24 protein-coding genes are annotated in these 21,988 nt (G+C 63.2%); 9 read left to right on the forward strand and 15 right to left on the reverse strand.

The window, feature by feature from the left end:
- Position 1: 1 nt before the first annotated feature.
- Positions 2-1,141 carry a hypothetical protein gene (locus tag AC2A04_RS03140; protein WP_484210856.1) on the reverse strand — a complete coding sequence of 380 codons (1,140 nt, stop codon included), beginning with the start codon at positions 1,139-1,141 and terminating at the stop codon, positions 2-4.
- Positions 1,142-1,273: 132 nt separating this feature from the next.
- Between AC2A04_RS03140 and AC2A04_RS03145 the strand changes: the two genes are divergently transcribed.
- The 3 genes from AC2A04_RS03145 to AC2A04_RS03155 are packed head-to-tail and all read left to right on the forward strand — an operon-like array spanning position 1,274 to position 5,694.
- Positions 1,274-3,439 carry a TonB-dependent receptor gene (locus AC2A04_RS03145; RefSeq protein WP_484210857.1) on the forward strand — a complete coding sequence of 722 codons (2,166 nt, stop codon included), beginning with the start codon at positions 1,274-1,276 and terminating at the stop codon, positions 3,437-3,439.
- 11 nt (positions 3,440-3,450) lie between these two features.
- A complete protein-coding gene (locus AC2A04_RS03150; RefSeq protein ID WP_484210858.1) occupies positions 3,451-3,972 on the forward strand; it encodes a DUF3237 domain-containing protein in 522 nt (173 codons plus the stop codon).
- A gap of 3 nt (positions 3,973-3,975) precedes the next feature.
- Entirely contained in the window at positions 3,976-5,694 is a 1,719-nt protein-coding gene (locus AC2A04_RS03155) for a tannase/feruloyl esterase family alpha/beta hydrolase (RefSeq protein WP_484210859.1), read from the forward strand.
- Positions 5,695-5,719: 25 nt separating this feature from the next.
- Here the strand turns inward: AC2A04_RS03155 and AC2A04_RS03160 are convergent, their stop codons facing one another.
- Genes AC2A04_RS03160 through AC2A04_RS03210 form a run of 11 tightly spaced genes read right to left on the reverse strand, consistent with a single transcriptional unit; the run spans position 5,720 to position 14,515 of the window.
- Positions 5,720-6,076 carry a putative quinol monooxygenase gene (locus AC2A04_RS03160; protein ID WP_484210860.1) on the reverse strand — a complete coding sequence of 119 codons (357 nt, stop codon included), beginning with the start codon at positions 6,074-6,076 and terminating at the stop codon, positions 5,720-5,722.
- Positions 6,077-6,101: 25 nt separating this feature from the next.
- The gene (pcaF, locus tag AC2A04_RS03165) at positions 6,102-7,307 is read right to left on the reverse strand and encodes a 3-oxoadipyl-CoA thiolase (protein ID WP_484210861.1); all 1,206 of its coding nucleotides are present in this window, start codon (positions 7,305-7,307) and stop codon (positions 6,102-6,104) included.
- A gap of 8 nt (positions 7,308-7,315) precedes the next feature.
- Positions 7,316-8,095: a 3-oxoadipate enol-lactonase gene (pcaD, locus tag AC2A04_RS03170; protein WP_484210862.1), complete on the reverse strand. Its 780-nt coding sequence runs from the start codon at positions 8,093-8,095 to the stop codon at positions 7,316-7,318.
- Positions 8,095-8,757, reverse strand: a complete 663-nt coding sequence (locus tag AC2A04_RS03175; RefSeq protein ID WP_484210863.1) for a 3-oxoacid CoA-transferase subunit B — start codon at positions 8,755-8,757, stop codon at positions 8,095-8,097. The genes pcaD and AC2A04_RS03175 overlap by 1 nt, the downstream gene beginning before the upstream one ends.
- On the reverse strand, positions 8,757-9,464 hold the full coding sequence (locus AC2A04_RS03180) for a CoA transferase subunit A (RefSeq protein WP_484210864.1): 708 nt from the start codon (positions 9,462-9,464) through the stop codon (positions 8,757-8,759). The genes AC2A04_RS03175 and AC2A04_RS03180 overlap by 1 nt, the downstream gene beginning before the upstream one ends.
- Positions 9,465-9,480: 16 nt before the next feature.
- Positions 9,481-10,272, reverse strand: coding sequence for a benzoate diol dehydrogenase BenD (benD, locus tag AC2A04_RS03185; RefSeq protein ID WP_484210865.1), 792 nt, complete (start codon positions 10,270-10,272; stop codon positions 9,481-9,483).
- The gene (gene benB, locus AC2A04_RS03190; RefSeq protein ID WP_484210866.1) at positions 10,265-10,750 is read right to left on the reverse strand and encodes a benzoate 1,2-dioxygenase small subunit; all 486 of its coding nucleotides are present in this window, start codon (positions 10,748-10,750) and stop codon (positions 10,265-10,267) included. The genes benD and benB overlap by 8 nt, the downstream gene beginning before the upstream one ends.
- Positions 10,747-12,093, reverse strand: coding sequence for a Rieske 2Fe-2S domain-containing protein (locus tag AC2A04_RS03195; protein ID WP_484210867.1), 1,347 nt, complete (start codon positions 12,091-12,093; stop codon positions 10,747-10,749). The genes benB and AC2A04_RS03195 overlap by 4 nt, the downstream gene beginning before the upstream one ends.
- Before the next feature lie 24 nt (positions 12,094-12,117).
- Positions 12,118-13,011: a dioxygenase family protein gene (locus AC2A04_RS03200; protein ID WP_484210868.1), complete on the reverse strand. Its 894-nt coding sequence runs from the start codon at positions 13,009-13,011 to the stop codon at positions 12,118-12,120.
- Between the two features lie 52 nt (positions 13,012-13,063).
- Positions 13,064-13,354 carry a muconolactone Delta-isomerase gene (gene catC / locus AC2A04_RS03205; RefSeq protein WP_484210869.1) on the reverse strand — a complete coding sequence of 97 codons (291 nt, stop codon included), beginning with the start codon at positions 13,352-13,354 and terminating at the stop codon, positions 13,064-13,066.
- 12 nt (positions 13,355-13,366) lie between these two features.
- On the reverse strand, positions 13,367-14,515 hold the full coding sequence (locus tag AC2A04_RS03210) for a muconate/chloromuconate family cycloisomerase (protein WP_484210870.1): 1,149 nt from the start codon (positions 14,513-14,515) through the stop codon (positions 13,367-13,369).
- A gap of 105 nt (positions 14,516-14,620) precedes the next feature.
- Here AC2A04_RS03210 and AC2A04_RS03215 point away from each other — a divergent pair, with 105 nt between their 5' ends.
- From AC2A04_RS03215 to AC2A04_RS03235, 5 genes are all read left to right on the forward strand, one after another.
- Positions 14,621-15,550, forward strand: a complete 930-nt coding sequence (locus tag AC2A04_RS03215; protein WP_484210871.1) for a LysR substrate-binding domain-containing protein — start codon at positions 14,621-14,623, stop codon at positions 15,548-15,550.
- A 124-nt stretch (positions 15,551-15,674) separates the two neighbouring features.
- Entirely contained in the window at positions 15,675-17,333 is a 1,659-nt protein-coding gene (locus AC2A04_RS03220; RefSeq protein WP_484210872.1) for an FAD-dependent oxidoreductase, read from the forward strand.
- Positions 17,334-17,403: 70 nt separating this feature from the next.
- Positions 17,404-17,586 carry a DUF3606 domain-containing protein gene (locus AC2A04_RS03225; RefSeq protein WP_484210873.1) on the forward strand — a complete coding sequence of 61 codons (183 nt, stop codon included), beginning with the start codon at positions 17,404-17,406 and terminating at the stop codon, positions 17,584-17,586.
- Positions 17,587-17,645: 59 nt separating this feature from the next.
- Positions 17,646-18,332: a guanitoxin biosynthesis heme-dependent pre-guanitoxin N-hydroxylase GntA gene (gene gntA / locus AC2A04_RS03230; RefSeq protein WP_484210874.1), complete on the forward strand. Its 687-nt coding sequence runs from the start codon at positions 17,646-17,648 to the stop codon at positions 18,330-18,332.
- Positions 18,329-18,916, forward strand: coding sequence for a DUF1989 domain-containing protein (locus tag AC2A04_RS03235; protein WP_484210875.1), 588 nt, complete (start codon positions 18,329-18,331; stop codon positions 18,914-18,916). The genes gntA and AC2A04_RS03235 overlap by 4 nt, the downstream gene beginning before the upstream one ends.
- Before the next feature lie 56 nt (positions 18,917-18,972).
- Here the strand turns inward: AC2A04_RS03235 and AC2A04_RS03240 are convergent, their stop codons facing one another.
- The 3 genes from AC2A04_RS03240 to AC2A04_RS03250 form a co-directional block, all read right to left on the reverse strand.
- The gene (locus AC2A04_RS03240) at positions 18,973-19,464 is read right to left on the reverse strand and encodes a ferritin-like domain-containing protein (RefSeq protein WP_484210876.1); all 492 of its coding nucleotides are present in this window, start codon (positions 19,462-19,464) and stop codon (positions 18,973-18,975) included.
- Positions 19,465-19,603: 139 nt separating this feature from the next.
- Positions 19,604-20,791 (reverse strand): zinc-dependent alcohol dehydrogenase, encoded by a 1,188-nt coding sequence (locus AC2A04_RS03245; protein WP_484210877.1) that lies wholly within the window; start codon positions 20,789-20,791, stop codon positions 19,604-19,606.
- Positions 20,791-21,492: an SRPBCC family protein gene (locus AC2A04_RS03250; protein WP_484210878.1), complete on the reverse strand. Its 702-nt coding sequence runs from the start codon at positions 21,490-21,492 to the stop codon at positions 20,791-20,793. The genes AC2A04_RS03245 and AC2A04_RS03250 overlap by 1 nt, the downstream gene beginning before the upstream one ends.
- Before the next feature lie 168 nt (positions 21,493-21,660).
- Here AC2A04_RS03250 and AC2A04_RS03255 point away from each other — a divergent pair, with 168 nt between their 5' ends.
- A complete protein-coding gene (locus tag AC2A04_RS03255) occupies positions 21,661-21,984 on the forward strand; it encodes a hypothetical protein (RefSeq protein WP_484210879.1) in 324 nt (107 codons plus the stop codon).
- Positions 21,985-21,988 lie beyond the last annotated feature (4 nt).

The raw sequence follows: 21,988 nt of genomic DNA on the forward strand, positions 1-21,988 counted from the left end.
GTCAACTGGTCTGCATCATCCTTGATGCGCTTTCATAAGTGCGCATCAAGTGGGCAGTTTCGTCAACTGAGCCGGAGGTTATTGCCTCGATCAGCCTGATAGTCAGGTCATGAATCATCTGTGCGTCGGCTGCTGCCATGGGTGGCAGGATCGTTCTGCCTGATTGCACCTGAAAGTAGAACAGCGTCCTGATGATGACGTGCAGCACGTCATTGCCGTGGAGGTCCGCGAGAATCCGCCATATGCTCAGCTGGTGCGAATAATCGCCACGCTCGAACTGATCGGGGCGCAAAGTCCGCATTGCCGCTTCGAGCCCTTTGTACGTCTGTCCGGCGAAACGTTCGGCAACGGTCTGAGCATTGATGGCGTTGATCGTCCAGATCAGGTCGCCAAGCCACGATTCCGGCAATCGATTCAACTGGAAATGCGGGAAGACAGCGCGAACGATCGCGCCCGGAGTGGGCCGCCGCAGGACAAAACCACCCCCTCGCCCCAATTGCACGCGCACCATCTCGAGATCTTCGAGAATACGCAGGGCCTGCAAGATGACCGGCCTGCCAGAAGAATGCGCTTCGACGAGTTCATCAAGCGATCCAAGCCTTGCACCGTCGATCAGCCCCACGCTGTCGCGCGCCGCCACGATGATCCTGCGAGCGATTACCATGGCCCGATTGCCCGCAGCTATTCCCGCAGGCTGCACAGGCATGTCGAGAGCCTTCGTTACCCCATCCAGGAGGTCGCGCGTCCAGGCAAAGACCGGACTGTTGCGTCCGGCAAGGTGACGTTCCAGCAGGACAGCCGCCCTTGCCGTATCGCCGCAATCGGCGTCGATGGCGTTGAGATACAGCGCGATGAGCTGGGCGGTTTCGGCGAGGTCAGGGACCCGCAGTTCCAGGCCACCACCGACGCCGCGCCGCATCGACCCGATCCGCCGCGCTTCGAGGATGCGCAAGGCCTGGCGCACAACGTTGCCTGATGCCTTGTATTCGACCTGCAACCTGTGCTCGGGCCCAAACACCTTGCCGCCCGCGCCGTCCAGACGAACGATATCGGCCTCGAACCTGTCGGCAAGCGCCAGCGCGGCCGTCCGGCCCTTGCTGATGGGGATTTCTGTCGCGCGCTGAAGGCGTGGGGGAAACATCTGGAATGGCCGGCAGGAGATGCTTTGTGGTGCCATCTATTTTGGGCTCTCTTTATGCCCGAAGACAACCCCTAGAGCGGAAATATCGGAGCGGCCCACAGGGAGGCGCCGCACGAAAATTGGGGATGATGCATGACCAGCCGCATTTTCGCTCGCCTGATGGCGGGCGCCACTTTCGTCGCGATGTTTCAGACGCCCGCCTTCGCGCAGGACGCTGCCACGGATGCCGCACTTTCGGAAATCGTGGTCACCGCGCAACGCCGCGCAGAAAACCAGCAGGATACCTCGCTCGCCGTAACCGTGATCCCGGGAGACGCACTGCAGGACCGCGGCATCCGCGATCTTACCAATCTTCAGAACGTCACACCTGCATTCTCGTTCGCCGACGCTGGCATCCTCAAGTTCGCGAACATCCGCGGCATCGGCCTCAACCTGCAGTCGCCCACGGTCGTCTCGGGCGTCGCGCTCTATCGTGACTCGCTATTTGCGCCCAGCCCGATCTTCCTCAACGAAGGCGTGTTCGACATCGCCTCGATTGAAGTGCTGCGCGGCCCGCAGGGCACGTTTGTCGGCCAGAATTCCACCGGAGGAGCCATCATCCAGCGCACCCGTTCGCCCAAGCTTGGCCGAAGCGAAGGCAATGCTGAAGTGTCCTACGGCAATTACAACGCCATCGTCGCCGACGCAGGCTTCAGCGTGCCGCTGGGAGAGACGCTCGCGGTGCGCCTCGCAGGCCATTTCGAAAATCGCAACAGCTTCTACGACCAGATCAACCCGGCCAACCGCTCCGAACCGGGCAAGGTCGATGCACAGGGCGCGCGCCTCAGTGTGCTGTGGGAGCCTTCGACCAACCTGAAGGTTGAATGGAAGACCGAAGTCAACGCCAACAGCGGCGGTGGCTACCCCTATGCCCCGCTGCCCGGCACGGCCTTTGCGGCTGCTGCCCCGTCGACGCCTTTCGTGATTAACTACGATCATCCGACCAAGCAGAAGGAGTTCAGCCTCCGCACCGGGGTCGAGACGGTCTTCACGCTCGACAGCGGCACGCAGCTGCGCGCAGTGTTCGGCTATCAGTTTGGCAAGCAGGACTTCACCAACGACACGGATGCCTCGCCCGTGCCATTCTCGTGGAACGACCAGAAGATCCACGACAACGTCTACAGCGGCGAAGTCAATCTGATCTCGTCCGATGCCAGCGCAATCAAGTGGGTACTGGGCGCTTCGGCGGCTTACCAGACCGCCGATCTTGATCTCGGGATCAATCTCGTCGGCGGCAATTTCGTGATCGGCATAAACACGGTCAATCCCAAGCTCTCGCTCGGCGGGTTCGGACAGGTGACCTGGCCGATCACGGAAGGGCTCACGCTCGATACGGGCGTGCGCGTAAGCTACGACAGGCAAACCCAGAGCGGCACCTTTGCCGTTGGCGGCTTTGGCATTGATCCCTCCAGCCCGCGCTATTCCGACACGCGCGTGACCGGAAAGGTGGCGCTCAACTACAAGGTCGACGACGACAACCTGCTCTACGGCTTCGTTGCGACGGGCTACAAGCCGGGAGGGGTCAACCTTCCGGCCGGGCTGTTCCTTGCAGAGACCGTGACCAACTACGAAGCGGGCTGGAAATCGACGCTTGCCGATGGCCACATCACCACTCAGGTCAATGGCTTTTACATCGATTACAAGAACCTGCAGCTCAATGTGTTCAATCCGAACACCCGCGCAAGCTCGATCACCAACGCGGGCAAATCGCGAATCTACGGTTTCGAAGCGCAGATCCAGGCCCGTGCCGGCGCCCTGCGGTTCGATGGAAGTGTGGCCTACGTCAATTCGCGGGTCGGTGCGCTCAGCCTGATCGACACGCGCGCGCTGCCGGGCGGCAATGCGAACAATCTCGGGGGACAGTGTGTCACCAATTCGCCACCGACGCCTGCCGGCTGCTTCGATTACCTGCCTTTCGTGACCACGCTGGACGGGCGAAACAATCTCTATTCGCCCGAATGGACTGCCAGTGCCGGGCTAGAATACACAATCGAACTCGGCGAGGCGCAGATAATTCCTCGCATCGACGTCGCGTACCTGGGCAAACAGACTACCAGTCTGTTTGAACGCCCCGTCGTCGATGTTCTCGAAGCGCGCACGCTTGCCAACGCGCAATTGCAGTATCGCCGCGATCGCTGGACGCTCTCCGTCTACGGCACCAATATCTTCGACAAGACCTACCGCTCGGGCAACGATGGCGATAACACCTTGTACGGTGCCCCCCGCCAGTACGGCGTGCGTGTCGGCCTCGAATTCTGATCGGAATGCCAATGCGAAACATCGAACGTTACGCCGCCCTCTCGCTTGTCCTGGCAAGCGCGGGTGGCGCGCCCGTCACGGCCATTGCCGCCGAAGATGCCGATGCCCCGCGCCTCGAGTTCGCCTTCGAGGAGATCGTCACTCTCGCGCCCGACATAAGGGTCGGGCCGACGTCGCTGGGCGGCCGCAACATCATTCCGATCACCGGCGGCCGGTTCGAAGGCCCCGGCATCAAGGGGACGATCATTCCCGGAGGTTGGGACTGGCAGCTGATCCGGCAGGATGGCTGCCTGCAGATCGAGGCCGATTACATGCTGAAGACCGATGATGGCGTCGTGATCAACGTCATCAACAAGGGCGTTGCCTGCAGGGGTGCCGACGGCAAGCCCGTTCCGCTGCGCACGCAGCCGGTATTCGAGGCACCGCTCGGCAAGTACGAATGGTTGGGCAAATCGGCGTTCGTCGGGACGCTCGAACCCGTTCAGGAGGCCGGAGCTCCGGCCGTCCGCATTCGCTTCTACAAGGCAATCTGAACCATGGCATCGCTCCGCAAGGTCGCCCCTCTGCTTGCCTGCGTCGGCAGCGCGCTCATCTGGAGCAGCGCCGATGCCGGGACCGGAAATAGAGCAACGGTCCGCGCCAATGCCGATCGCTGCGCAGCCCTTGCGGGGCTCCACCTTCCCGGTCTGGGGCGGATCACGTCGGCGGCCCCCGGACCCGCCGAGCTTCCCCCCGGCCCTTTCGGGCAGCCCGCGCTTGCCCTTGCGCCGCACTGCGAAGTTCAGGGCGTGATGCAGGAACGCCTTGGACGGCTTGGCCAGCACTACGCCATTCGTTACCGCCTACGTCTGCCGGCGAACTGGAACGGTCGGTTCCTGTTCCAGGGTGGCGGCGGCACCAATGGCGAAGTCGGCAACGCCGTGGGCGCAGACAACACCAGTGGCCCATCGGCTCTTGCCCGTGGCTTTGCCGTTGTCGCGCAGGACAGTGGCCACGACAACAAGGTCAACTTCGATCCCGCATGGGGCGGACAGACCGTTTTCGGCACAGATCCCATCGCGCGCGCCAACTACGGCCATGCCTCGTTGCCGCTTGTCACCAAGGCAGCCAAGGCGGTGATCGCCCGCTACTATGGCAAGAGCGCCGAACACAGCTACTTCCTCGGCTGCTCCAAGGGCGGGCAGGAAGGGATGGCCGCAGCGCAGCGTTACCCCACGTTGTTCGATGGCATCGTGGCGGCAGCGCCCGGATTCGCTTTGCCCCGCGCCGCGCTAAACCAGGCATGGAGCGTGCAGCAATTCGCCGCACTGGCGCAGGAACAGACCGGCAAACCCGCCACGGTCGCTGCGCTCGCGCGCACGTTTACGCCTGCAGACATGATGCTCGTGCGCAAGGCCGTGCTTGATGCCTGCGACGCGGCAGATGGCCTTGCCGATGGCATCACGTCCGATTTCCGCCAATGCCGAGGCGATCGCGTCCTCAACCGGCTCCAGGCGCAGATCTGCCGCCCCGGCATGACCGCCGACTGCCTGACGGCATCGCAAGTCGATACTCTGGCGCGCGTGATGACCGGTACGCGCAATGCATCCGGGCGTCCGATCTATGCGGAATGGACGTGGGACGGTGGCATCGGCAGCCCGATGTGGTCGATGTGGCGCACCGGTAGCGAGCAATTGCCCGCATTCGACGTCGCTCTGGGCGGAGCTTCCCTGCCGACGGTGTTCTCGGTACCGCCCGCGCAGGTCGGTACCTCACCTGACGACATCCTCGCCATGCAACTGCGCTATCGCTTTCCCGATACCGAGGCGGCGATCTACCGTCGCGCAGGACCGTTCAGGACGAGCGCCTGGCAGGACATCGCAATGCACTCGGCCAATCTTGACGGCTTTTTTGCGCATGGCGGCAAGCTGATGGTGCCGCACGGCGTATCCGATCCGGTGTTTTCGGTCATGGACACGCTGGCATGGCACGACCGCGTCGTGCAGCGCTACGGCGCGCGTACCGATGATGGCATGCGCGTGTTTCCCGTCTCAGGCATGGCGCACTGCATGGGGGGACCGTCCACGAGCCATTATGATGCTCTGGGTGCGCTCGTCGACTGGGTCGAACAGCGCAAGGTTCCGGACAGCCTGCTCGCCACAGCCGACGCGCGGACGCCATGGCCGGGCCGTACACGCCCGGTCTGCGCCTGGCCGAAGATCGCGCGCTATCGCGGCGGTGACCCGGAACGTGCCGCGAGCTTTGCCTGCGAATGACCGCCTGCGCGCTCCGAGACCAAGATCAGCGGGTAAAACCGGAAAACGGCGTCAGATAGATTGCGCCGAACCCGTCGAGCACGGCGCGAACTTCCGGCGTCGTTTCGCCGTAGACGTAAAGCTTCTCGATCCGCACGAGCGCAAGGAATGCCTCGGCAAAAGGCGCGAAGGTCTGCTGCACGTGCGGCAGGAGGCCTTCGATGCGGTAGCGCTCGACGATGTGGACTTCGGTGCGGGCCTCATTGACCACGTACTCGTAGGTCAGCGTGTCGGCTTCCTTTGCCGTTTCGGCCACGATATTCGCGACAAGCGCTTCGAATGCCGGAAAGTCTCCCGGTTCGATCGCGCAGTGATAGATGGAGTAGAGGTCGCCCTGCTTCACGATATTTCCTTTGAGAGACTTGAGGTCAGACGCGTTCGAACAACAGGGCGAGACCCTGGCCAACGCCGATGCACATGAAAGCCAGGCCATAGCGCCCGCCGGTGCGCTGCAGTTCCTCGACCGCAGTCATCGTGATGCGTGCACCCGACATTCCGAGCGGATGGCCCAGTGCAATCGCGCCCCCATTGGGGTTGACGCGCGTGTCTGTCAGCGGATCGATTCCGAGATCGCGCAACGTGGCAATTGCCTGGCTGGCAAAAGCCTCGTTCAGCTCGATCACGTCGAGATCGGCAACGCCGAGCCCGGCGCGTGCCAGCACCTTGCGCGCAGCTTCGATCGGGCCTGCCCCCATGACGCGCGGAGCAATGCCGGCTGCCGCCATCCCAATGATGCGTGCGCGCGGTGTCAGCCCATTGGCCTTGGCCGCAGCGTCCGATGCAATGATCATCGCAGCAGCACCATCGTTCAGGCCGGAGGCATTGCCCGCCGTCACGGTTCCATCTGCACGCACGACCGGCTTGAGCTTGGCGAGTGCCTCGAGACTCGTCGCACGCGGATGCTCGTCGCGTTCGAACAGCTTGGGCGGGGCCTTGCCCTGGGGAACCTCGACCGGCTCGATCTCAACATCGAAGCGGCCCGATGAAATGGCCGCAGCAGCCTTTTCCTGGCTTGCCAGCGCGAAGCGGTCCTGATCCTCGCGGCTCACCTGCCACTGGTCGGCCACGTTCTCGCCTGTCTGGGGCATCGTATCGACGCCATAAGCCGCCTTCATCGCGGGATTTATGAAGCGCCAGCCGAGCGTGGTGTCTTCGATTTTCTGGCCGCGATCGAACGCGCTGCCTGCCTTGCCCATCACGTATGGCGCACGAGTCATGCTCTCGACGCCGCCGGCCACCATCAGTTCGGCATCGCCCGAGCGGATCGCCTGCGCGGCAATTCCGATGGCGTTGAGGCCCGAGGCGCAGAGGCGGTTGACGGTGACGCCGGGAACCGTCTCAGGTAGCCCGGCCAAAAGCGCGGCCATGCGTGCGACGTTGCGGTTATCCTCGCCCGACTGGTTAGCGCAGCCCATGATGACGTCATCCACCCGGCTCCAGTCGAGGCCGGGATTGCGCCGCGCCAGTGCACGCAACGGCAGCGCAGCAAGGTCGTCGGCGCGCACGCTGGCAAGCGATCCGTTGAGCTTCCCGACAGGGGTGCGGATGGCATCACAGATGAAAGCGTCGGTCATCGGGCGGTTCAATCCTTCAGGAATTCGAGCATGGTCTCGGCAAGGAGCTGCGGTGCCTCGAGCGGCGCCAGATGCGCAGCGGGCAAAGCCGCATGCCTCGCCCCGGGGATCTGGGCAAGGATGTATTCCCCGTGACCCTCAATTGGAGTGGAGGTGTCACGCTCGCCCGTCGCCACCAGCGTCGGGCAACTGATCTGGCCAAGCCGCGATGCCAGATCCATGTCGCGGATGGCTGCAGCGCATCCGGCGTACCCGGACGCAGCCATGCTCACCAGCTGGCGGCGGATCGTCTGCGCCACCGCAGGCTCGGCGGCGATGAATTCGGGCGAAAAGAACCGTCCCATGGCGAGTTCGGCGATGGCCCCCATGCCTTCGCCGCGCACCTTTGCCACGCGGTCGCTCCACGCCACCTTGTCCATCGTTGCAGACGTGCAGATCAGGGCCAGCGCAACAACGCGATCGGGCCGTGCGAGCGCCATCTCCATCGCGATCATTCCCCCCAGCGACACACCCGCCACCGCTGCAACCGCGATCCCGGCGGCATCCATCGCACCGAAGATGTCGTCGGCAAGGCCTGCCATTGCGTAATCGCCGCCTGCCGCATCCGAAGCGCCATGCCCCCGCGTATCCACGCGCAAGAGCCGGTGGCTCTGCCGCAGCAAGGGCAACGTCCGGTCCCACAAGTCCATGTCGGTGCCGATGGAATTGAGCAGCACCAGCGCGGGCGCATCGTCTCGCCCTTCTAGCTTCCAGTAGACGCGGCTTCCCGATTTCCCGCTGAACGGCATCAGCCTTGCGCTCCTTCGGCAAATGCCGAAACATCGAGGGGCGCGCCAGTCTTGGCGACAACCTCCGCAACCGTGAGTCCCGGCGCCAGTTCGACAAGCGTCAGCCCGCCCACTTTGCGGTCAACGGCGATCACCGCAAGGTCGGACACGATCAGATCAACCACGCGCCGCCCCGTCAGCGGCAGACTGCATGCCTCGAGGATCTTGGGCGCACCGGACTTCGAAACGTGGTCCATCACGACGACGATGCGCTTGACCCCGGCGACGAGGTCCATCGCCCCGCCCATGCCCTTCACCATCTTGCCGGGAATGGTCCAGTTGGCGAGATCGCCGTTTGCGGCAACTTCCATCGCGCCCAGCACGGCCATGTCGATATGGCCGCCCCGGATCATCGCGAAGCTGTCAGCCGAGGAGAAGAAGCTCGACGTGGGCAGCGCGGTGATGGTCTGCTTGCCCGCGTTGATCAGGTCCGGATCGGCCTCGCCCTCATAGGGGAACGGACCGATGCCAAGCATGCCGTTCTCGCTCTGCAGCGTGACCTTGATGCCTTCGGGCACGTGGTTTGCCACCAGCGTCGGGATGCCGATGCCGAGGTTGACGTAGTCGCCATCGCGCAGTTCCTGCGCGGCGCGCGCGGCCATCTGGTCACGATTCCAGGGCATCAGGCGCTCTCCCTTTCGCGCACGGTCAGCTTTTCGATGCGCTTTTCGTTGATGGTCGAGAGGACGATACGGTCGACATAGATTCCGGGCGTATGGATGCAGTCGGGGTCGAACGTGCCTTCGGGTACGATCTCTTCGACCTCGACCACGGTTACCTTTGCCGCCGTCGCCATGTTCGGGTTGAAGTTGCGCGCTGTGCGCCGGTACATCAGATTTCCCTCGGGATCGGCACGCCACGCCTTGATGATGGCAAGATCGGCGCGCAGCCAGCTCTCGCGCACATATTCCTCGCCGTCGAACACTTCGACCGGCTTGCCCTCGGCGACGACCGTGCCCACGCCGGTGCGGGTGTAGAACGCCGGAATACCCGCGCCCCCTGCCCGGATGCGCTCGGCCAGTGTTCCCTGCGGCGTCAGCTCGAGTTCGAGCTCACCTGACAGGTACTGCTCCTCGAACAGCTTGTTCTCGCCCACATAGGATGAGATCATCTTCTTCACCTGACGACTCTGCAGCAGCATCCACAGACCGAAGCCATCAGCGCCAGCATTATTGGAAATTACCGTCAGGTCCTTCACGCCCGCCGCGCGGATCTCGGGAATCAGGCTTTCCGGATTGCCGGACAGACCGAACCCGCCCGACATCACGGTCATCCCGTCAAACAGCACGCCGTCCAGCGCAGATGCGGGACTTGAATAGATCTTCGACATTGCTTGGCCTTTGCGTTCAGCCCAGGTCACCGCCCGCAACGGGCAGGATGGTTCCAGTAATGTAGCTCGCCTCGTCCGAGGCAAGGAAGAGGATCGGCGCGATCTGTTCGTCCAAGGTGCCGTAGCGTTTGAAGAACGTCGATTCCGTCACCTGTTCGACCGCTTGCGCCATCCACGCCTGTTCCTGCGCATTGTCCCCGGCGGCATTGCGCGGCACCTTGCGCGGCGGCGCGCTGGTCCCGCCCGGCGCAGTCGCCACCACGCGGATACCCTGTTCACCATACTCCATCGCGAGGCTCTGCGTCAGCGCATTGATCCCGCCCTTGGCCGCCGAATAGGGCCCGCGCCGGATACCACGCGTGGCGTTGGACGACACGTTGACGATCGTGCCCGATCCCTGGGCCAGCATCGCAGGCAGAACTGCATGGCAGCCATAAAGCGTCGGCATGAGCGAGCGGCGGATTTCCGCGTCGATCTGGTCGGGCGTGAAGTCGGCAAAAGGCCGCATGCGGATCGCGCCGCCGACGTTGTTGACGAGGATGTCGATCCGGCCGAATTGCGCTACCGCTTCCGCCATGGCTGCTGCTGCGCCTTCGTGCGTTTCGAGATCCGTCATGAATGCACGCGCCGATGGCCCGATTTCGGCTACCACATCGGCAACGAAATCTGCCCTGTCGACCAGCAGGACCTGCGCGCCTTCTGCCGCAGCCCGCAGCGCCACCCCGCGTCCGATCCCCTGCGCCGCGCCGGTCACGACCATCACCTTGCCGGCGAACCGTCCCGCGAAATGCCCCACCGGATCAGACATGATAGACGTCGATCACCTGGTTGATGTAATCGTTCTTGAGGACGATCTTCTTCGCTGAAATCTTCAGTTCGCCCCCTACCCGGCGCAGCGTGCAGAACGTTGCACCGAAGAACTGGCTGGTCATCTTGAACCGATGGCTGAGCGTATGCCAGTTGTAACGCACATCAAGCTCGTCGCCGCGATCGTCCATCAGTTCGATGTTGGCAATCATGTGCGTGGTGCGCGGCTCCGGCGTGCTCGCGCTCGAACGCTCGGTTTCGAGCCTGTACACTCGATCTTCCAGACCTTGCCTGTTCGCGTAGTAGATGAGCGAAATCTGGCTCTGCGGGTCAGTAACGAGTTCGTCGTCATCGGTCCAGGCCGGCATCCAATAAGTGCAGTCGGGCGTGTAGCATTCGAGCCACGCGTCCCATTGCCGGTCGTCGAGCAGTCGCGCCTCGCGATTGAGGAAGGCGGTAACTTCGATGAGCACGCTCACGCCATTTCCTCCGCCTGCTGGTCGCTCTGCGCAAGGCCGTTGAGCAGGGCCTTGGCCCAGTATTCGTGCTGGCGCACGAACAGCCCCTCGTCTTCACTGCGCTCACTGCTGAGCAGCGGATTCATGCCCATCTCGCGGGCGTTCTCGTCCGGCCCGGCGATCCAGCGCTTTGCGCCGCGGCTGAGATCGTTCCACAGCTCGCCCGCGCCGGCATAGGACGCCTGACAGGTGCGGAACTCCTCGAGATCATCGGGCGTGCCCATGCCCGAAACGTTGAAAAAGTCTTCGTACTGGCGGATGCGGATCGCCCGCAGCTCCGCGCTCTCGCCCTTGGGGGCAAAGCAGTAGATCGTCACCTCGGTGTGGTTTGCGTCAATCGGTCGAACCACGCGGATCTGGGTCGAAAACTGGTCCATCAGGAAGACGTTGGGATAGAGCGCCAGATTGCGGCTCTGCTCCACGATGAAGCGCGTGCGCTCCTTGCCGAGGCGCTGCTCAAGTTCTTCCTTGTGCGACCAGACGGGCCGCACCTCGGGATTTAGCACCTTGGTCCATAGCAGGATATGCCCGTTATCGAAGCCGTAGACTCCGCTCACGGCCTTGGACCAGCCGTTGGCGTCCACCGCCTTTGTGCCGCCCTCGGCCCGCCGGCCCATTGTCTTGGCGTAATTATAGTGGACCGAGCTGACGTGATACCCGTCGCAGCCGTTCTCCATCTGCAACTTCCAGTTGCCCTCGAAAATGTAGGACGAACTGCCCGCAAGTACCTCGATGCCGTCTGGCGCCTGGTCGACGATCTGGTCGATGATCACCCGCGTTTCGCCGAGATACTCCTCGAGCGGCGCAACATCGGGATTGACGCTGCCAAACAGGAACCCGCGATAGCTTTCGAAGCGCGCCAGCCGCGCAAGGTCGTGCGATCCATCACGGTTGAACGATTCCGGATAGGCCCCGGTGCTCTCGTCCTTCGCCTTCAGGAGCTTGCCGTCGTTGGTGAAGCTCCAGCCGTGGAACGGGCAGACCATGACGCGCCCATTGCCCCGCTTGCGCCGGCACAGCATCGCGCCGCGATGCGAACAGGCGTTGATGAAAGCGTTGAGCGCGCCATCCTTGGTGCGGGTAATGACGACGGGGGTCCGGCCCACCGTTATCGAGAACCAGTCGTTCGAGGAAGGAATCTGGCTCTCGTGGGCCAGATAGACCCAGTTCCCCTCGAAGATGTGCTTCATCTCGAGTTCGTAAAGGTCGGGGTCGGTGAAGATGTCGCGGCGGCAGCGGAACTGCCCGGTATCCGCGTCATCGACAACGGCCGTTTCAATGCGAGTCCTGATGGCACCGGACATCTTCATTTCCCCTAAGTTCTTGCGTCAGGCTTCGAGGCGCGCGCGCGTCGAGAACTTTTCGTCTTCCTGGTGGGCGGCACGCTGCATCTCGAAGTCGAATGTGATCGAGGCGCTGTCGCCCTGGCGCATGGGCACAGGCAGCAGGCCTTCGCGCGTGCCGAATGCAAAGTCGTCATGCGCGAACGGATCGTCGCCGAAGTTGATCTGCGTGGTCAGCTGGCGATAGCCCGGTGCCTCGATGAAGAAGTGGACGTGGGCCGGACGGTTGCCGTGGCGGCCAACTGCCTGCATCAGAACGTCGGTCGCACCGCCGGGGGGCACGCTGTAGCCCTTGGGCATCTTTGAACGGAAGGCATAGCGGCCGTCGTCGCCCAGCTTGATGCGGCGGCGATTGTTGAACGGCGTCTGCTCCTTGGTCGGGTCGAAGTGCGAATACCAGCCCTGAGAGTCCGCATGCCACACGTGCATGATCGCGCCTGGAACCGGCTCGCCATCGGGACCACGCACCTGGCCCGTCATGTACAGGCTGGTGGTGTCGTCGGGATCGACAGTCAGGTTGACGTCCGGCCCTTCGACAAGCGGCGCGCCTGCAACATAGAGCGGACCCTCGATGGTCCGCGGCGTACCTCCGGAAAGTCCTGCTTCGGCATCCTTGGCGTCCATGTAGAGGTCCATGAAGTGCTCGAGGCCGATGCCCGGAACGATCAGTCCGATCTCACCGGCGCTGTCCTGAAGGTACTTGACCGCACCCCAGAACTCACTCTCGGTCACGTCGTGACGCACGATCACGCGCGCAGTAGCCTCCAGCAGGTCGCGCATGATGGCCTTGAGGCGGGCGTCACCGCCATCACCGTCAAGGCCGGCCGCGCGGTCGAGCAGGTTGCGGATCGGAGCGGAATCAACGAAGGATTCTTGCATGACGTCAATCTCCCAAGATACTGTTTGAATTACCTGTTATCGAATGTCCGGTTCAGCGATCATCGTCGTGCAGCGACGAGGGATGGCGGCAGAGCGCGGTCACCTTCATCGTCATGAAAGGGTAGAGCGGCAGGCCGATCAGGATGTCGTGCAGCTGCGAATTGCTCTCGACATCGAACACGCTGACGTTGGCGTACTGCCCCGCCACGCGCCAGATGTGCCGCCAGGTGCCCGCAGCCTGCAACTCCTGGAACCGCGCCTTTTCCTCAGCCTTCAATCGCGCTGCTTCGTCCGCATCGAACCCGAGCGGAATGTTGACCTGCATTTCGACCATGAACAACATGCGTGCGTCCTCTCAGGCGACGGCGTGAATTACGGGAGCCGCGCTGTCGCGGCGGAAGCGGGCGATCTTGTCCTCATCGAGCGTGATGCCGAGGCCGGGCGCGTCGGGAACCGCAAGCTCGAAATCGGCATAACGCAGAGGCGCCGCCAGGATTTCCTCGGTCAGCAGCAGGGGCCCGAAGAGTTCGGTACCCCACGCGAGTTCCGGGAACGTTGCAAACAGGTGCGCCGAGGCAACGGTGCCGACCCCGCCTTCAAGCATGGTACCGCCGTAAAGGCCGATACCCGCAGCCGTCGCGATTGCGGCAACTTCGCTTGCAGGATGCAGCCCGCCCGATTGCGCGATCTTCACCGCGAACACGCCGGCAGCCGCCGCCGATGCGATGCGGAAGGCCGAGCGCGGTCCGTTCAGAGCTTCGTCGGCCATCAGCGGCACCGCCTGCGTTCCCGACAGGCGCGCCATTGCATCGAGAGCATCGCGCGCCACGGGCTGCTCGACCAGTTCGACGCCCACGTCGTGCAGCATCGCCATGCCGCGCACGGCCTGCGCTTCAGACCAGTTCTGGTTGACGTCGACACGCACGCTCGCCCGTCCGGCAAGCGCCTTGCAGATTGCGCCTACATGGGCGACGTCGTCTGCCACTTCGCGCTTCCCGATCTTGAGCTTGAAGATGCGATGGCGGCGCTGTTCGAGCATGGCCTCGCCTTCCTCGATGTCGCGAGCGGTGTTTCCGCTGGCAAGCGTCCAGGCCACGGGCAGCGAAGAGCGGACGCGACCACCACCGATCAGTTCCGATACCGGCACGCCAAGCCGCTTGCCCGCCATGTCGAGCAATGCGGTTTCGACCGCGCACTTGGCAAAGTGGTTGCCGCGCACGCTGCGGCCGATCCGTGCCATCGTGTCGCGCACCCTCGAAAGATCGCAGACCTGAAGGATCGGCGCGATATAGGTGTCGATCGCGGACTTGATGCTTTCGGGGCTTTCCTCGCCATAGCTGAGCCCCCCGATCGTCGTGCCTTCGCCGATGCCCTCGACGCCGTCACTGTCGGTCAGGCGGACGATGACCATCGACTGGGCATACATCGTGGCCATGGCCAGCACGTGCGGACGGATCGTCGGCACGTCGACAATGAAGGTATCGATCCTGTCCAGTGCCGCCATGTCATCGACTCTCCAAAACACGTCTTGTTTTCGATGGAATACCGGCGGAACTGCCAAGGCTCAATGATCATTGCGGTCCACCCGCCATACCTTTAGAGTATAAGGATGGATCTAAGGCAACTCCGGCATTTCCTCGCCGTGGCCAATGCGCGCAGCTTTTCGCGCGCTGCCGCACAGCTGAACATCGCGCAGCCGCCATTGAGCCGGACGATCCGCCAGCTCGAACAGGACGTCGGCGGCCCCCTCTTCGACCGGACCGCAAGACCGCTGGTCATGACGCCGCTCGGACAACTGCTGCACGAGCAGGCGCGCCAGGTCGTCGATCGGATGGACGACATGCATTCGATGATGCGCACCGCTGCTGCCATGGAACGCAGGCGCTTCACCATCGGCTTCGTCGCTTCAACTATCTATGCTCGCCTTCCCGAACTTATCCGCGCCTTCCGCCAGCGCGCACCAGACGTCGAGCTGTCGCTTGTCGAAAGCACCACGCTTGATCAGATATCCGCGCTGAAGGAAGGCCGCATCGATGTCGGCTTCGGCCGCATCCGCCTCGAAGACCCGGCGATCAAGCGCACGGTGCTGCGCAACGAACGCCTCGCGGTTGCGCTGCCGCGCGGCCATGCACTGGCCCAGGGCGATGCCGCGCTCTCGCTCAAGCAGGTGGCGGCAGAACCCCAGATTCTCTATCCACGCGCACCCCGGCCCAGCTACGCAGACCAGGTCATTTCGCTGTTTCGTGATCACGGCCTTGAACCCCGGATCGCGCACGAGGCCCGCGAACTCCAGATCGCCATTGGCCTTGTGGCGGCAGAAGAAGGCCTCGCGATCATACCTGAATCGATCAGCCGTTCGCGCAGCCACGATGTCGTCTATCGCGAGCTTGTCGAGCCCGCGACATCACCGATCATCATGAGCCAGCGCATCAACGATACCTCGGACGAACTGCGCCTCATGTCCGAGGTGATCGCCAGCCAGTACGCCGGATGGGGATACCCCGTGCCTGAAGCCCTGCTTGCCGACGGGGCCGCCTAGGCCACTTCTAGGACTTGTCAGAGTGGCGGTTCGCCCCGCTGCCAAACCATAATCCCGGACAAGAGCGCACTAGCGCCGCAGGCTGTCCGGGACATGGTCGGCCTGCTTTGTCTGGAGATGGGTAATGACGACTGAAGCAAAGTGGGACCTCGAAGTCGATGTCGTTGTGCTCGGCTCTGGCGGTGCCGCCATGACCGCAGCCATCGCAGCTCACGATTTCGGTGCGAAAGATGTCGTCATTCTCGAGAAAACGGGAATGGTCGGCGGGACAACCGCCATGTCGGGCGGCATGTTGTGGATCCCCAACAACCACCACCAGCAGGAAGAAGGCATCGAGGACAGCGACGAGGCGATCGTAAGCTACCTTGACTCACTCGCACCGGGCCAGCTCGATCCGGAAACCTTGTGGGCGTTCATGCAGAACGGCCCGGAAATGGTGCGCTATCTTGCCGACAGGACACCGGTCCGGCTGCGCGCGTTCGCCGATTTCCCCGACTACCAGCCATACTCTCCCGGCGCGAAGCCTGATGGCGGCCGCTCGCTCGATAACGAGGCCTTCTCGTTCGAGCGGCTCGGCAAATGGGCTGCGCGCGTCAACCCCAGCAAGATGGCCTACCCCTTGCGCGGCAGCCTGATCGAGGCAACGCGCGGCACGCTCGATGAAGCCACCCTCGCCGAGCGCGAAGCGGGCGATTATCGCGGCCTGGGCCAGGCGCTGGCAGGTGCCCTGTTCAAGGCGGTGATCGATCGCGGCATTCCGGTCGAGTTCGAAAAGCGCGCGCGCAAGCTGGTCAAGGACGGCGACCGCGTGGTCGGTGTGGTCGCCGAAGACGCCAGCAACCGCGATTTCCGCGTTCGCGCACGGCGCGGCGTGGTGATCGCAACCGGCGGGTTCGAATGGAACGAGACGCTGGTCAAGACCTTCCTGCGCGGCCCGATGACCGGCCCGGTCAGCGTGCCCGAGAATGAGGGCGATGGCCTGATCATGGCCATCGAAGCGGGCGCGCAGCTGGGCAACATGCAGAACGCCTTCTGGCAGCAGAGCGTGCTCGAGATGAAGCCGCAGCATCGCGCCGCAAAGCCCAACTACATGCTCGGCTCGGATGAACGCGCACGCCCCGGCGCAATCCTGGTCAACAGCGCAGGCAAACGCTTCGTGAACGAGGCTGCCAACTATAACGCCATGGGCAAGGCCGTGGTCGCATTTGACGCAGGAACGCACAGCTACCCCAATCTGCCCTACTGGCTGGTCATCGATCAGCGCTACAAGGACAAGTACCCGACTTTCACCTCGCCCCCTGGCTCCCCGATCCCGTCCTACATGATCCAGGCTGACACGCTGTCCGAGCTCGCCGCAAAGGCAGGGATCGATGCCGATGGCCTCGAAGCTACGGTCGAGCGGTTCAACACGATGGTCCGCAACGGTCGCGACGAGGACTTCAATCGCGGCGAGAACACCTACGACAATTTCTACATGTGGGGCGACATGGACTTCGACCCGCCGTACCGCACGCTCGGGCCGATAGACCGCGGCCCGTTCTACGCGGTGAAGATGGAATCGGGCGCGCTGGGCACGTCTGGTGGGCCGCGCACCAATGCCGATGCGCAGGTTCTCGACTGGCAGGGCAATGCCATTCCCGGCCTCTATGCTGCCGGCAACGTGATGGCCGCGGTGCTGGGCGAGGTCTATGGCGGCGCAGGTGGTACACTCGGCCCTGGCCTGACCTTCGGCTATATCGCGGGCCGCCATCTCGGTACCCACCTCGCCAATTCCACCGGATAGGCCTGTCTCGGGCCGAAACTCTCCGTGGCTCAATGCGTTACGTCGCGCAGACCATATTCGGAGAGCAAAAATGCCAGACGACAGGACCAGCCGCGGCCCCCCGGACGCCTCGCGCATTGCCGTGGGGCAGGATTACGAAGTCGAATACTGGACAGGACAATTCGGCGTTACCCGGCACGAGCTCGAGCAGGCAGTTCGCGACGTGGGCAGCAGCGCTGACGCTGTCGAACGCCACCTCAGATCGCGGAACTGACTTGCAGAGGAACCTTGGACCCGCCCAACCGTTCGACGGGGCCAAAGGAACCATGACGAATGCTGATCGACCAACGCACGCAAGCCCATGCAGAGAGCGCCTTGTTTGAGACTATTGCCGACGCCGCATTCCCGTGCGTCGGCGCGAAATCCGCCATGGCTCGGGGTACTCTCAAGGTCCTTGCATGCCACGGCCTTGACAGTTCGTGGGACGACCTGATCATTCATCAGGCCCTCATGGACTGGGCGGCAGAGTATCGCTCCGACCCTGAGGGCCTGCGCAGTCTGGCCGTGACCTTCGCCGGTCCGGGCGACATCGACGAAGCCCGGTTCGAGCATCTGATGTGGCAACGCATCCAGTCATTCGCCGACAAGGACGCGTGGCTCGGCCACCCATACGATCACAGGGTCAGCGCCGATCCGTCAGACCCGCATTTCTCCTTGAGCTTCGGGGGCGAGGCGTTCTTTGTCGTCGGCCTGCACCCCAACGCGTCGCGCCCGGCCCGGCGCTTCCCACGACCGACATTGGTCTTCAACCTGCATGATCAGTTCGAGCGTCTTCGCGATGAAGGGCGCTATGACAAGATGCGGACAACCATCCTCAATCGCGACGTGGCGCTTGCCGGTGACATCAATCCCATGCTGGCGCGCCATGGCGAGGCAAGCGAGGCCGCGCAGTACAGTGGCCGCCTGGTCGACGAAAGCTGGCGCTGCCCTTTCAGCGACAAGCGCGCGAACGCGGCATGACCGTTCACGAAATAATGCCGCGCAGCGGCACCGCCTTCCGCCTTGAAAAGGGCAAGGTCCTGCGCGTGATCGATCCGCGTGGCGTACAGGTCAGCGATCTGCTCGCATATGATGCGAATGACGTTCGTGAAGTGATCTCTGCCGGCCGTACCTTCGATTACGAAGAGACCATCCGCCTGACCACCGGTAATGTCTTATGGTCGAACCGGTCGAACCCGATGCTCGAGATGATCGAAGACACGGTGGGCTGCCACGATTTCCTGCTGACACCGTGCAGCGAGGCGACGTTCCGCCACTTCTATCCCGAAGAGCCCGTTCACCGCGGCTGCTTCGGCAATCTGGCCGAAGCGCTGGCGCCTTACGGGATCGAACCCGACACCATACCCGTGGCGTTCAACGTGTTCATGAACGTGCCCGTCGATGGCGCGACCGGCAGGATCGAGGTGCTCCCGCCAATCAGCAAGGCTGGCGACTTCATCCGCCTTCGCGCCTTGAAAGATCTCATTATCGGTCTGACCGCCTGCTCAGCCGGCGCGTCGAATGGGGGCAGCTTCAAGCCCATCCACTATGCGATCGAGGATTGATATCCGCCCCCATCGGGCCGTGAGCGCGATTGCGCCCACGGCCCTATAAGAGCGACTTAGCCCTGCATGCCGTGCTTGAGCGCGCTCATCTGGTCATGTCCTTCACGGACCGAAACCCAAGCCTCGTTCACCGCATTTCGCGCAATTGCCGAAAGATCGGCATTGTTCATTGCAGTCTCGAACTTGCCCTTGAGGTAATCCTCGCCGCGCTCGACCTCGTTGACGATGGCCTTGTCATCACGTCCGGTAACCGCAGCCTTCAAGTCCACGAACACGCGGTGGATCGACCCCATGACCGAGGTATCATCCTCGGGATTGCCACCAAGCTGCGCAACTGCTGCCTGCAACTTGGTCACCGCGCTCTGGCGCTCACGCGCGCGCTCGAGAAACATCGTGCGGAACGCCTCGTTGTCGAGATCCTCAGCCGACTTCTGGTACCCCTCGACGCTGTCGAGCAGGGTTGCGATCAAGGTGTTGAGTACGGTCACATCGCCATTGCTGCGATCCGAATCCGCTGCGCCGCCTGTGTAATTGTTATTCGATTCCATGGAATTAACTCCGAAAAAGTGAACTCTTCCACAACTCGCTTGCGTCCGCATGGGTCCCGCCTTGCACGGGTTGCAGCAAACATTGCGGCTCGATGCCCAAACGGGGACCAAGTCTGCCCTCCGCCGCGCAGCTCCGGGATCACAGCGAGGCCTGCATCCCGGGCTTGAGCACCACCTTGGTCCAGGTGTCCTGCTGCTCCTTGAAGTTCTTGTAGCCCTCGGCTGCCTGCTCGAGCGGCAAGCGGTGACTGATCAGGAAGGTCGTATCGAGCGTTCCATCTTCAATCTTGGTGAGCAGGTCTTTCATGTAGCGCTGAACGTGGGTCTGGCCGGTGCGTAGCTCGAGGCCCTTTTCCATCACGGCACCCAGTGGAAACTTGTCGGTCAACCCGCCGTACACACCTGGCACCGAGACACGGCCACCCTTGCGCACCGCAAGCAGCGCCTGCTTCAGCGCGCTTGCCCGGTCCGCGCCCATGCCGATCTTCTGTTTCACCACGTCGAGCATGTTGTCGACAGCGAAGCCGTGCGATTCCATGCCCACAGCATCGATCACCGCGTCGACTCCGATCCCGCCCGACATTTCCATCAGCGCCTCGCGCACGTCGGTTTCGCGGAAGTTGATCACATCCGCGCCAAGTCCGCGGGCCAATTCCAGCCGGTGCGGGTAATGATCGATGGCAATGACGCGCGCCGCGCCCATGGCCAGCGCACTCTGCACGGCAAACAGCCCTACCGGGCCGCATCCCCAGACCGCCACCGTGTCATCAGGCTGGATCTGCGCATTCTCTGCGGCCATCCATCCGGTTGGCAGGATGTCTGAAAGGAACAGCACCTGCTCGTCCGAAAGATGATCTGGCACCACAATCGGCCCGACATCCGAGAACGGTACGCGCACATATTCCGCCTGCCCGCCGGAATAGCCGCCGGTCATATGGCTGTAGCCGAACAGGCCCGAAGCCGCGTGGCCGTACATTTTTTCCGATGCGTCCTGCTTTTCAGCAGGATTGGAGTTGTCGCAGGCTGCGTATTGCTGGATCGCGCAGTGGAAGCAGGAGCCACAGCTGATCGTGAACGGCACGACCACGCGCTGCCCCTTGGTCAGGGTGCTTTTCGGCCCGGTTTCGACAACCTCCCCCATGAACTCATGGCCAAGGATGTCGCCCGGCATCAGGCCCGGGATCACGCCGTCATACAGGTGCAGGTCCGATCCGCAGATCGCGGTCGAAGTGACGCGGATGATCGCATCGCGCGGATTTACGATCTCGGGATCGTCGACGGTATCGACGCGCACGTCGCGCGTGCCATGGAATGTCAGCGCACGCATCAGCTTGCCTTCCTGTTGCCTAATGTGTTGGAACCATGCCTTTCGGCCTGTTTCGCCGCGCGGGTCTGATCCTGTCGCCGTGCTGATGTTGCGATTTCACCCGCTTCCATCAGCATCTTGAACCGGCGCAAATCCTGCCGCGCCTGGAGTGCAGGTTCACGTCCATAAAGCTTGGCGACAAGCAGGCCCAGCTCGCCCATCGGCGGCTTGTAGGCCACGCGCACGCTTACCCGCGTGCCGCGTTCGCCAGGCGCATCCTCGAAGGTGACGCGGCCTTCGGTATCGATGTCCGATCCATCGACCGATCGCCAGGCGATCAGCTTGCCGGTTTCTTCGCTGACGATCTTCGTTTCAACGTCGATCGTCTGGCCCGCAGGCGCGCGCAAGGTCCACACGCTGTGCCCTTCGGTGCCGACCGGCTGTACCGCCTCGACATTTTCCATGAAGGTGGCGAGATTTGCGAAGTCCCGCCAAAAGGCGAAAAGCTCGGCCCGCGGGCGCGCGATTGTCACGCTGCGCCCGACCACCGCGTAATCGCCGAATGATCGGCGCGCCGTGAATCCCGGCGCATCATCGGGATGGCTGCCGCCGCCACGTTCGCGCGATCGCATCCACAATCCCACGCCTGCGCCTACAACCGCGGTCACGGCCAATGCCGCAAGGCCACCTGCAACCTTTCCGGGCTGATCTGTATGTTTCATCGCATCACTCCTGGCGGCATGACATCGGCCGCCTGTCGCGATGAAAACGAACGACATCTCATTCCGGGCAAGGGCAGTAGCCTGCATGCGACACGCCCCATCTCAAAAGTCGCGCTTTGTCGCGGCTCAATGATTAACAACGCACGGGAGATTTCGGGAGGAACAGACATGCAATCGCAAGCTCTGCGCGCAGCCTTTATCCTTGGCGCGTTCCTAGCTGCCCTTCCCGCGCGCGCCGACGACCCCGGCGACCTGGCAATGCGCACGTCAGCCGCGCGAGAGCGCGACAAGTCCGTGATCCGCCAGCTCAACCTTGCCGAGGCGGCGCGGGTTCGCGATCGGGACGCGCGCTACGCAGCGCAAGCCCGTGCATCGCGTGAAGCTACGGCCGACTACGCCAACCGCCGTGCGCGCTACGAGCGCGACATGGCCGCGTGGCGCCGCGCAGTCGCCGCCTGCCGCTCGGGCGACCGCGCCGCCTGCGCGCGCTGAAGCG

This window comes from Novosphingobium sp. HNCC26DJ243, from assembly GCF_057180545.1.

Excerpts from the sequence above, each read along its gene's own strand:
- AC2A04_RS03140 (WP_484210856.1), bottom strand. The coding sequence starts at position 1,141 with ATGTTTCCCCCACGCCTTCAGCGCGCGACAGAAATCCCCATCAGCAAG.
- AC2A04_RS03145 (WP_484210857.1), top strand. The coding sequence starts at position 1,274 with ATGACCAGCCGCATTTTCGCTCGCCTGATGGCGGGCGCCACTTTCGTC.
- AC2A04_RS03150 (WP_484210858.1), top strand. The coding sequence starts at position 3,451 with ATGCGAAACATCGAACGTTACGCCGCCCTCTCGCTTGTCCTGGCAAGC.
- AC2A04_RS03155 (WP_484210859.1), top strand. The coding sequence starts at position 3,976 with ATGGCATCGCTCCGCAAGGTCGCCCCTCTGCTTGCCTGCGTCGGCAGC.
- pcaF (WP_484210861.1), bottom strand. The coding sequence starts at position 7,307 with ATGACCGACGCTTTCATCTGTGATGCCATCCGCACCCCTGTCGGGAAG.
- pcaD (WP_484210862.1), bottom strand. The coding sequence starts at position 8,095 with ATGCCGTTCAGCGGGAAATCGGGAAGCCGCGTCTACTGGAAGCTAGAA.
- AC2A04_RS03175 (WP_484210863.1), bottom strand. The coding sequence starts at position 8,757 with ATGCCCTGGAATCGTGACCAGATGGCCGCGCGCGCCGCGCAGGAACTG.
- AC2A04_RS03180 (WP_484210864.1), bottom strand. The coding sequence starts at position 9,464 with ATGTCGAAGATCTATTCAAGTCCCGCATCTGCGCTGGACGGCGTGCTG.
- benD (WP_484210865.1), bottom strand. The coding sequence starts at position 10,272 with ATGTCTGATCCGGTGGGGCATTTCGCGGGACGGTTCGCCGGCAAGGTG.
- AC2A04_RS03195 (WP_484210867.1), bottom strand. The coding sequence starts at position 12,093 with ATGTCCGGTGCCATCAGGACTCGCATTGAAACGGCCGTTGTCGATGAC.
- AC2A04_RS03200 (WP_484210868.1), bottom strand. The coding sequence starts at position 13,011 with ATGCAAGAATCCTTCGTTGATTCCGCTCCGATCCGCAACCTGCTCGAC.
- catC (WP_484210869.1), bottom strand. The coding sequence starts at position 13,354 with ATGTTGTTCATGGTCGAAATGCAGGTCAACATTCCGCTCGGGTTCGAT.
- AC2A04_RS03210 (WP_484210870.1), bottom strand. The coding sequence starts at position 14,515 with ATGGCGGCACTGGACAGGATCGATACCTTCATTGTCGACGTGCCGACG.
- AC2A04_RS03215 (WP_484210871.1), top strand. The coding sequence starts at position 14,621 with ATGGATCTAAGGCAACTCCGGCATTTCCTCGCCGTGGCCAATGCGCGC.
- AC2A04_RS03220 (WP_484210872.1), top strand. The coding sequence starts at position 15,675 with ATGACGACTGAAGCAAAGTGGGACCTCGAAGTCGATGTCGTTGTGCTC.
- AC2A04_RS03225 (WP_484210873.1), top strand. The coding sequence starts at position 17,404 with ATGCCAGACGACAGGACCAGCCGCGGCCCCCCGGACGCCTCGCGCATT.
- gntA (WP_484210874.1), top strand. The coding sequence starts at position 17,646 with ATGCTGATCGACCAACGCACGCAAGCCCATGCAGAGAGCGCCTTGTTT.
- AC2A04_RS03235 (WP_484210875.1), top strand. The coding sequence starts at position 18,329 with ATGACCGTTCACGAAATAATGCCGCGCAGCGGCACCGCCTTCCGCCTT.
- AC2A04_RS03240 (WP_484210876.1), bottom strand. The coding sequence starts at position 19,464 with ATGGAATCGAATAACAATTACACAGGCGGCGCAGCGGATTCGGATCGC.
- AC2A04_RS03245 (WP_484210877.1), bottom strand. The coding sequence starts at position 20,791 with ATGCGTGCGCTGACATTCCATGGCACGCGCGACGTGCGCGTCGATACC.
- AC2A04_RS03250 (WP_484210878.1), bottom strand. The coding sequence starts at position 21,492 with ATGAAACATACAGATCAGCCCGGAAAGGTTGCAGGTGGCCTTGCGGCA.
- AC2A04_RS03255 (WP_484210879.1), top strand. The coding sequence starts at position 21,661 with ATGCAATCGCAAGCTCTGCGCGCAGCCTTTATCCTTGGCGCGTTCCTA.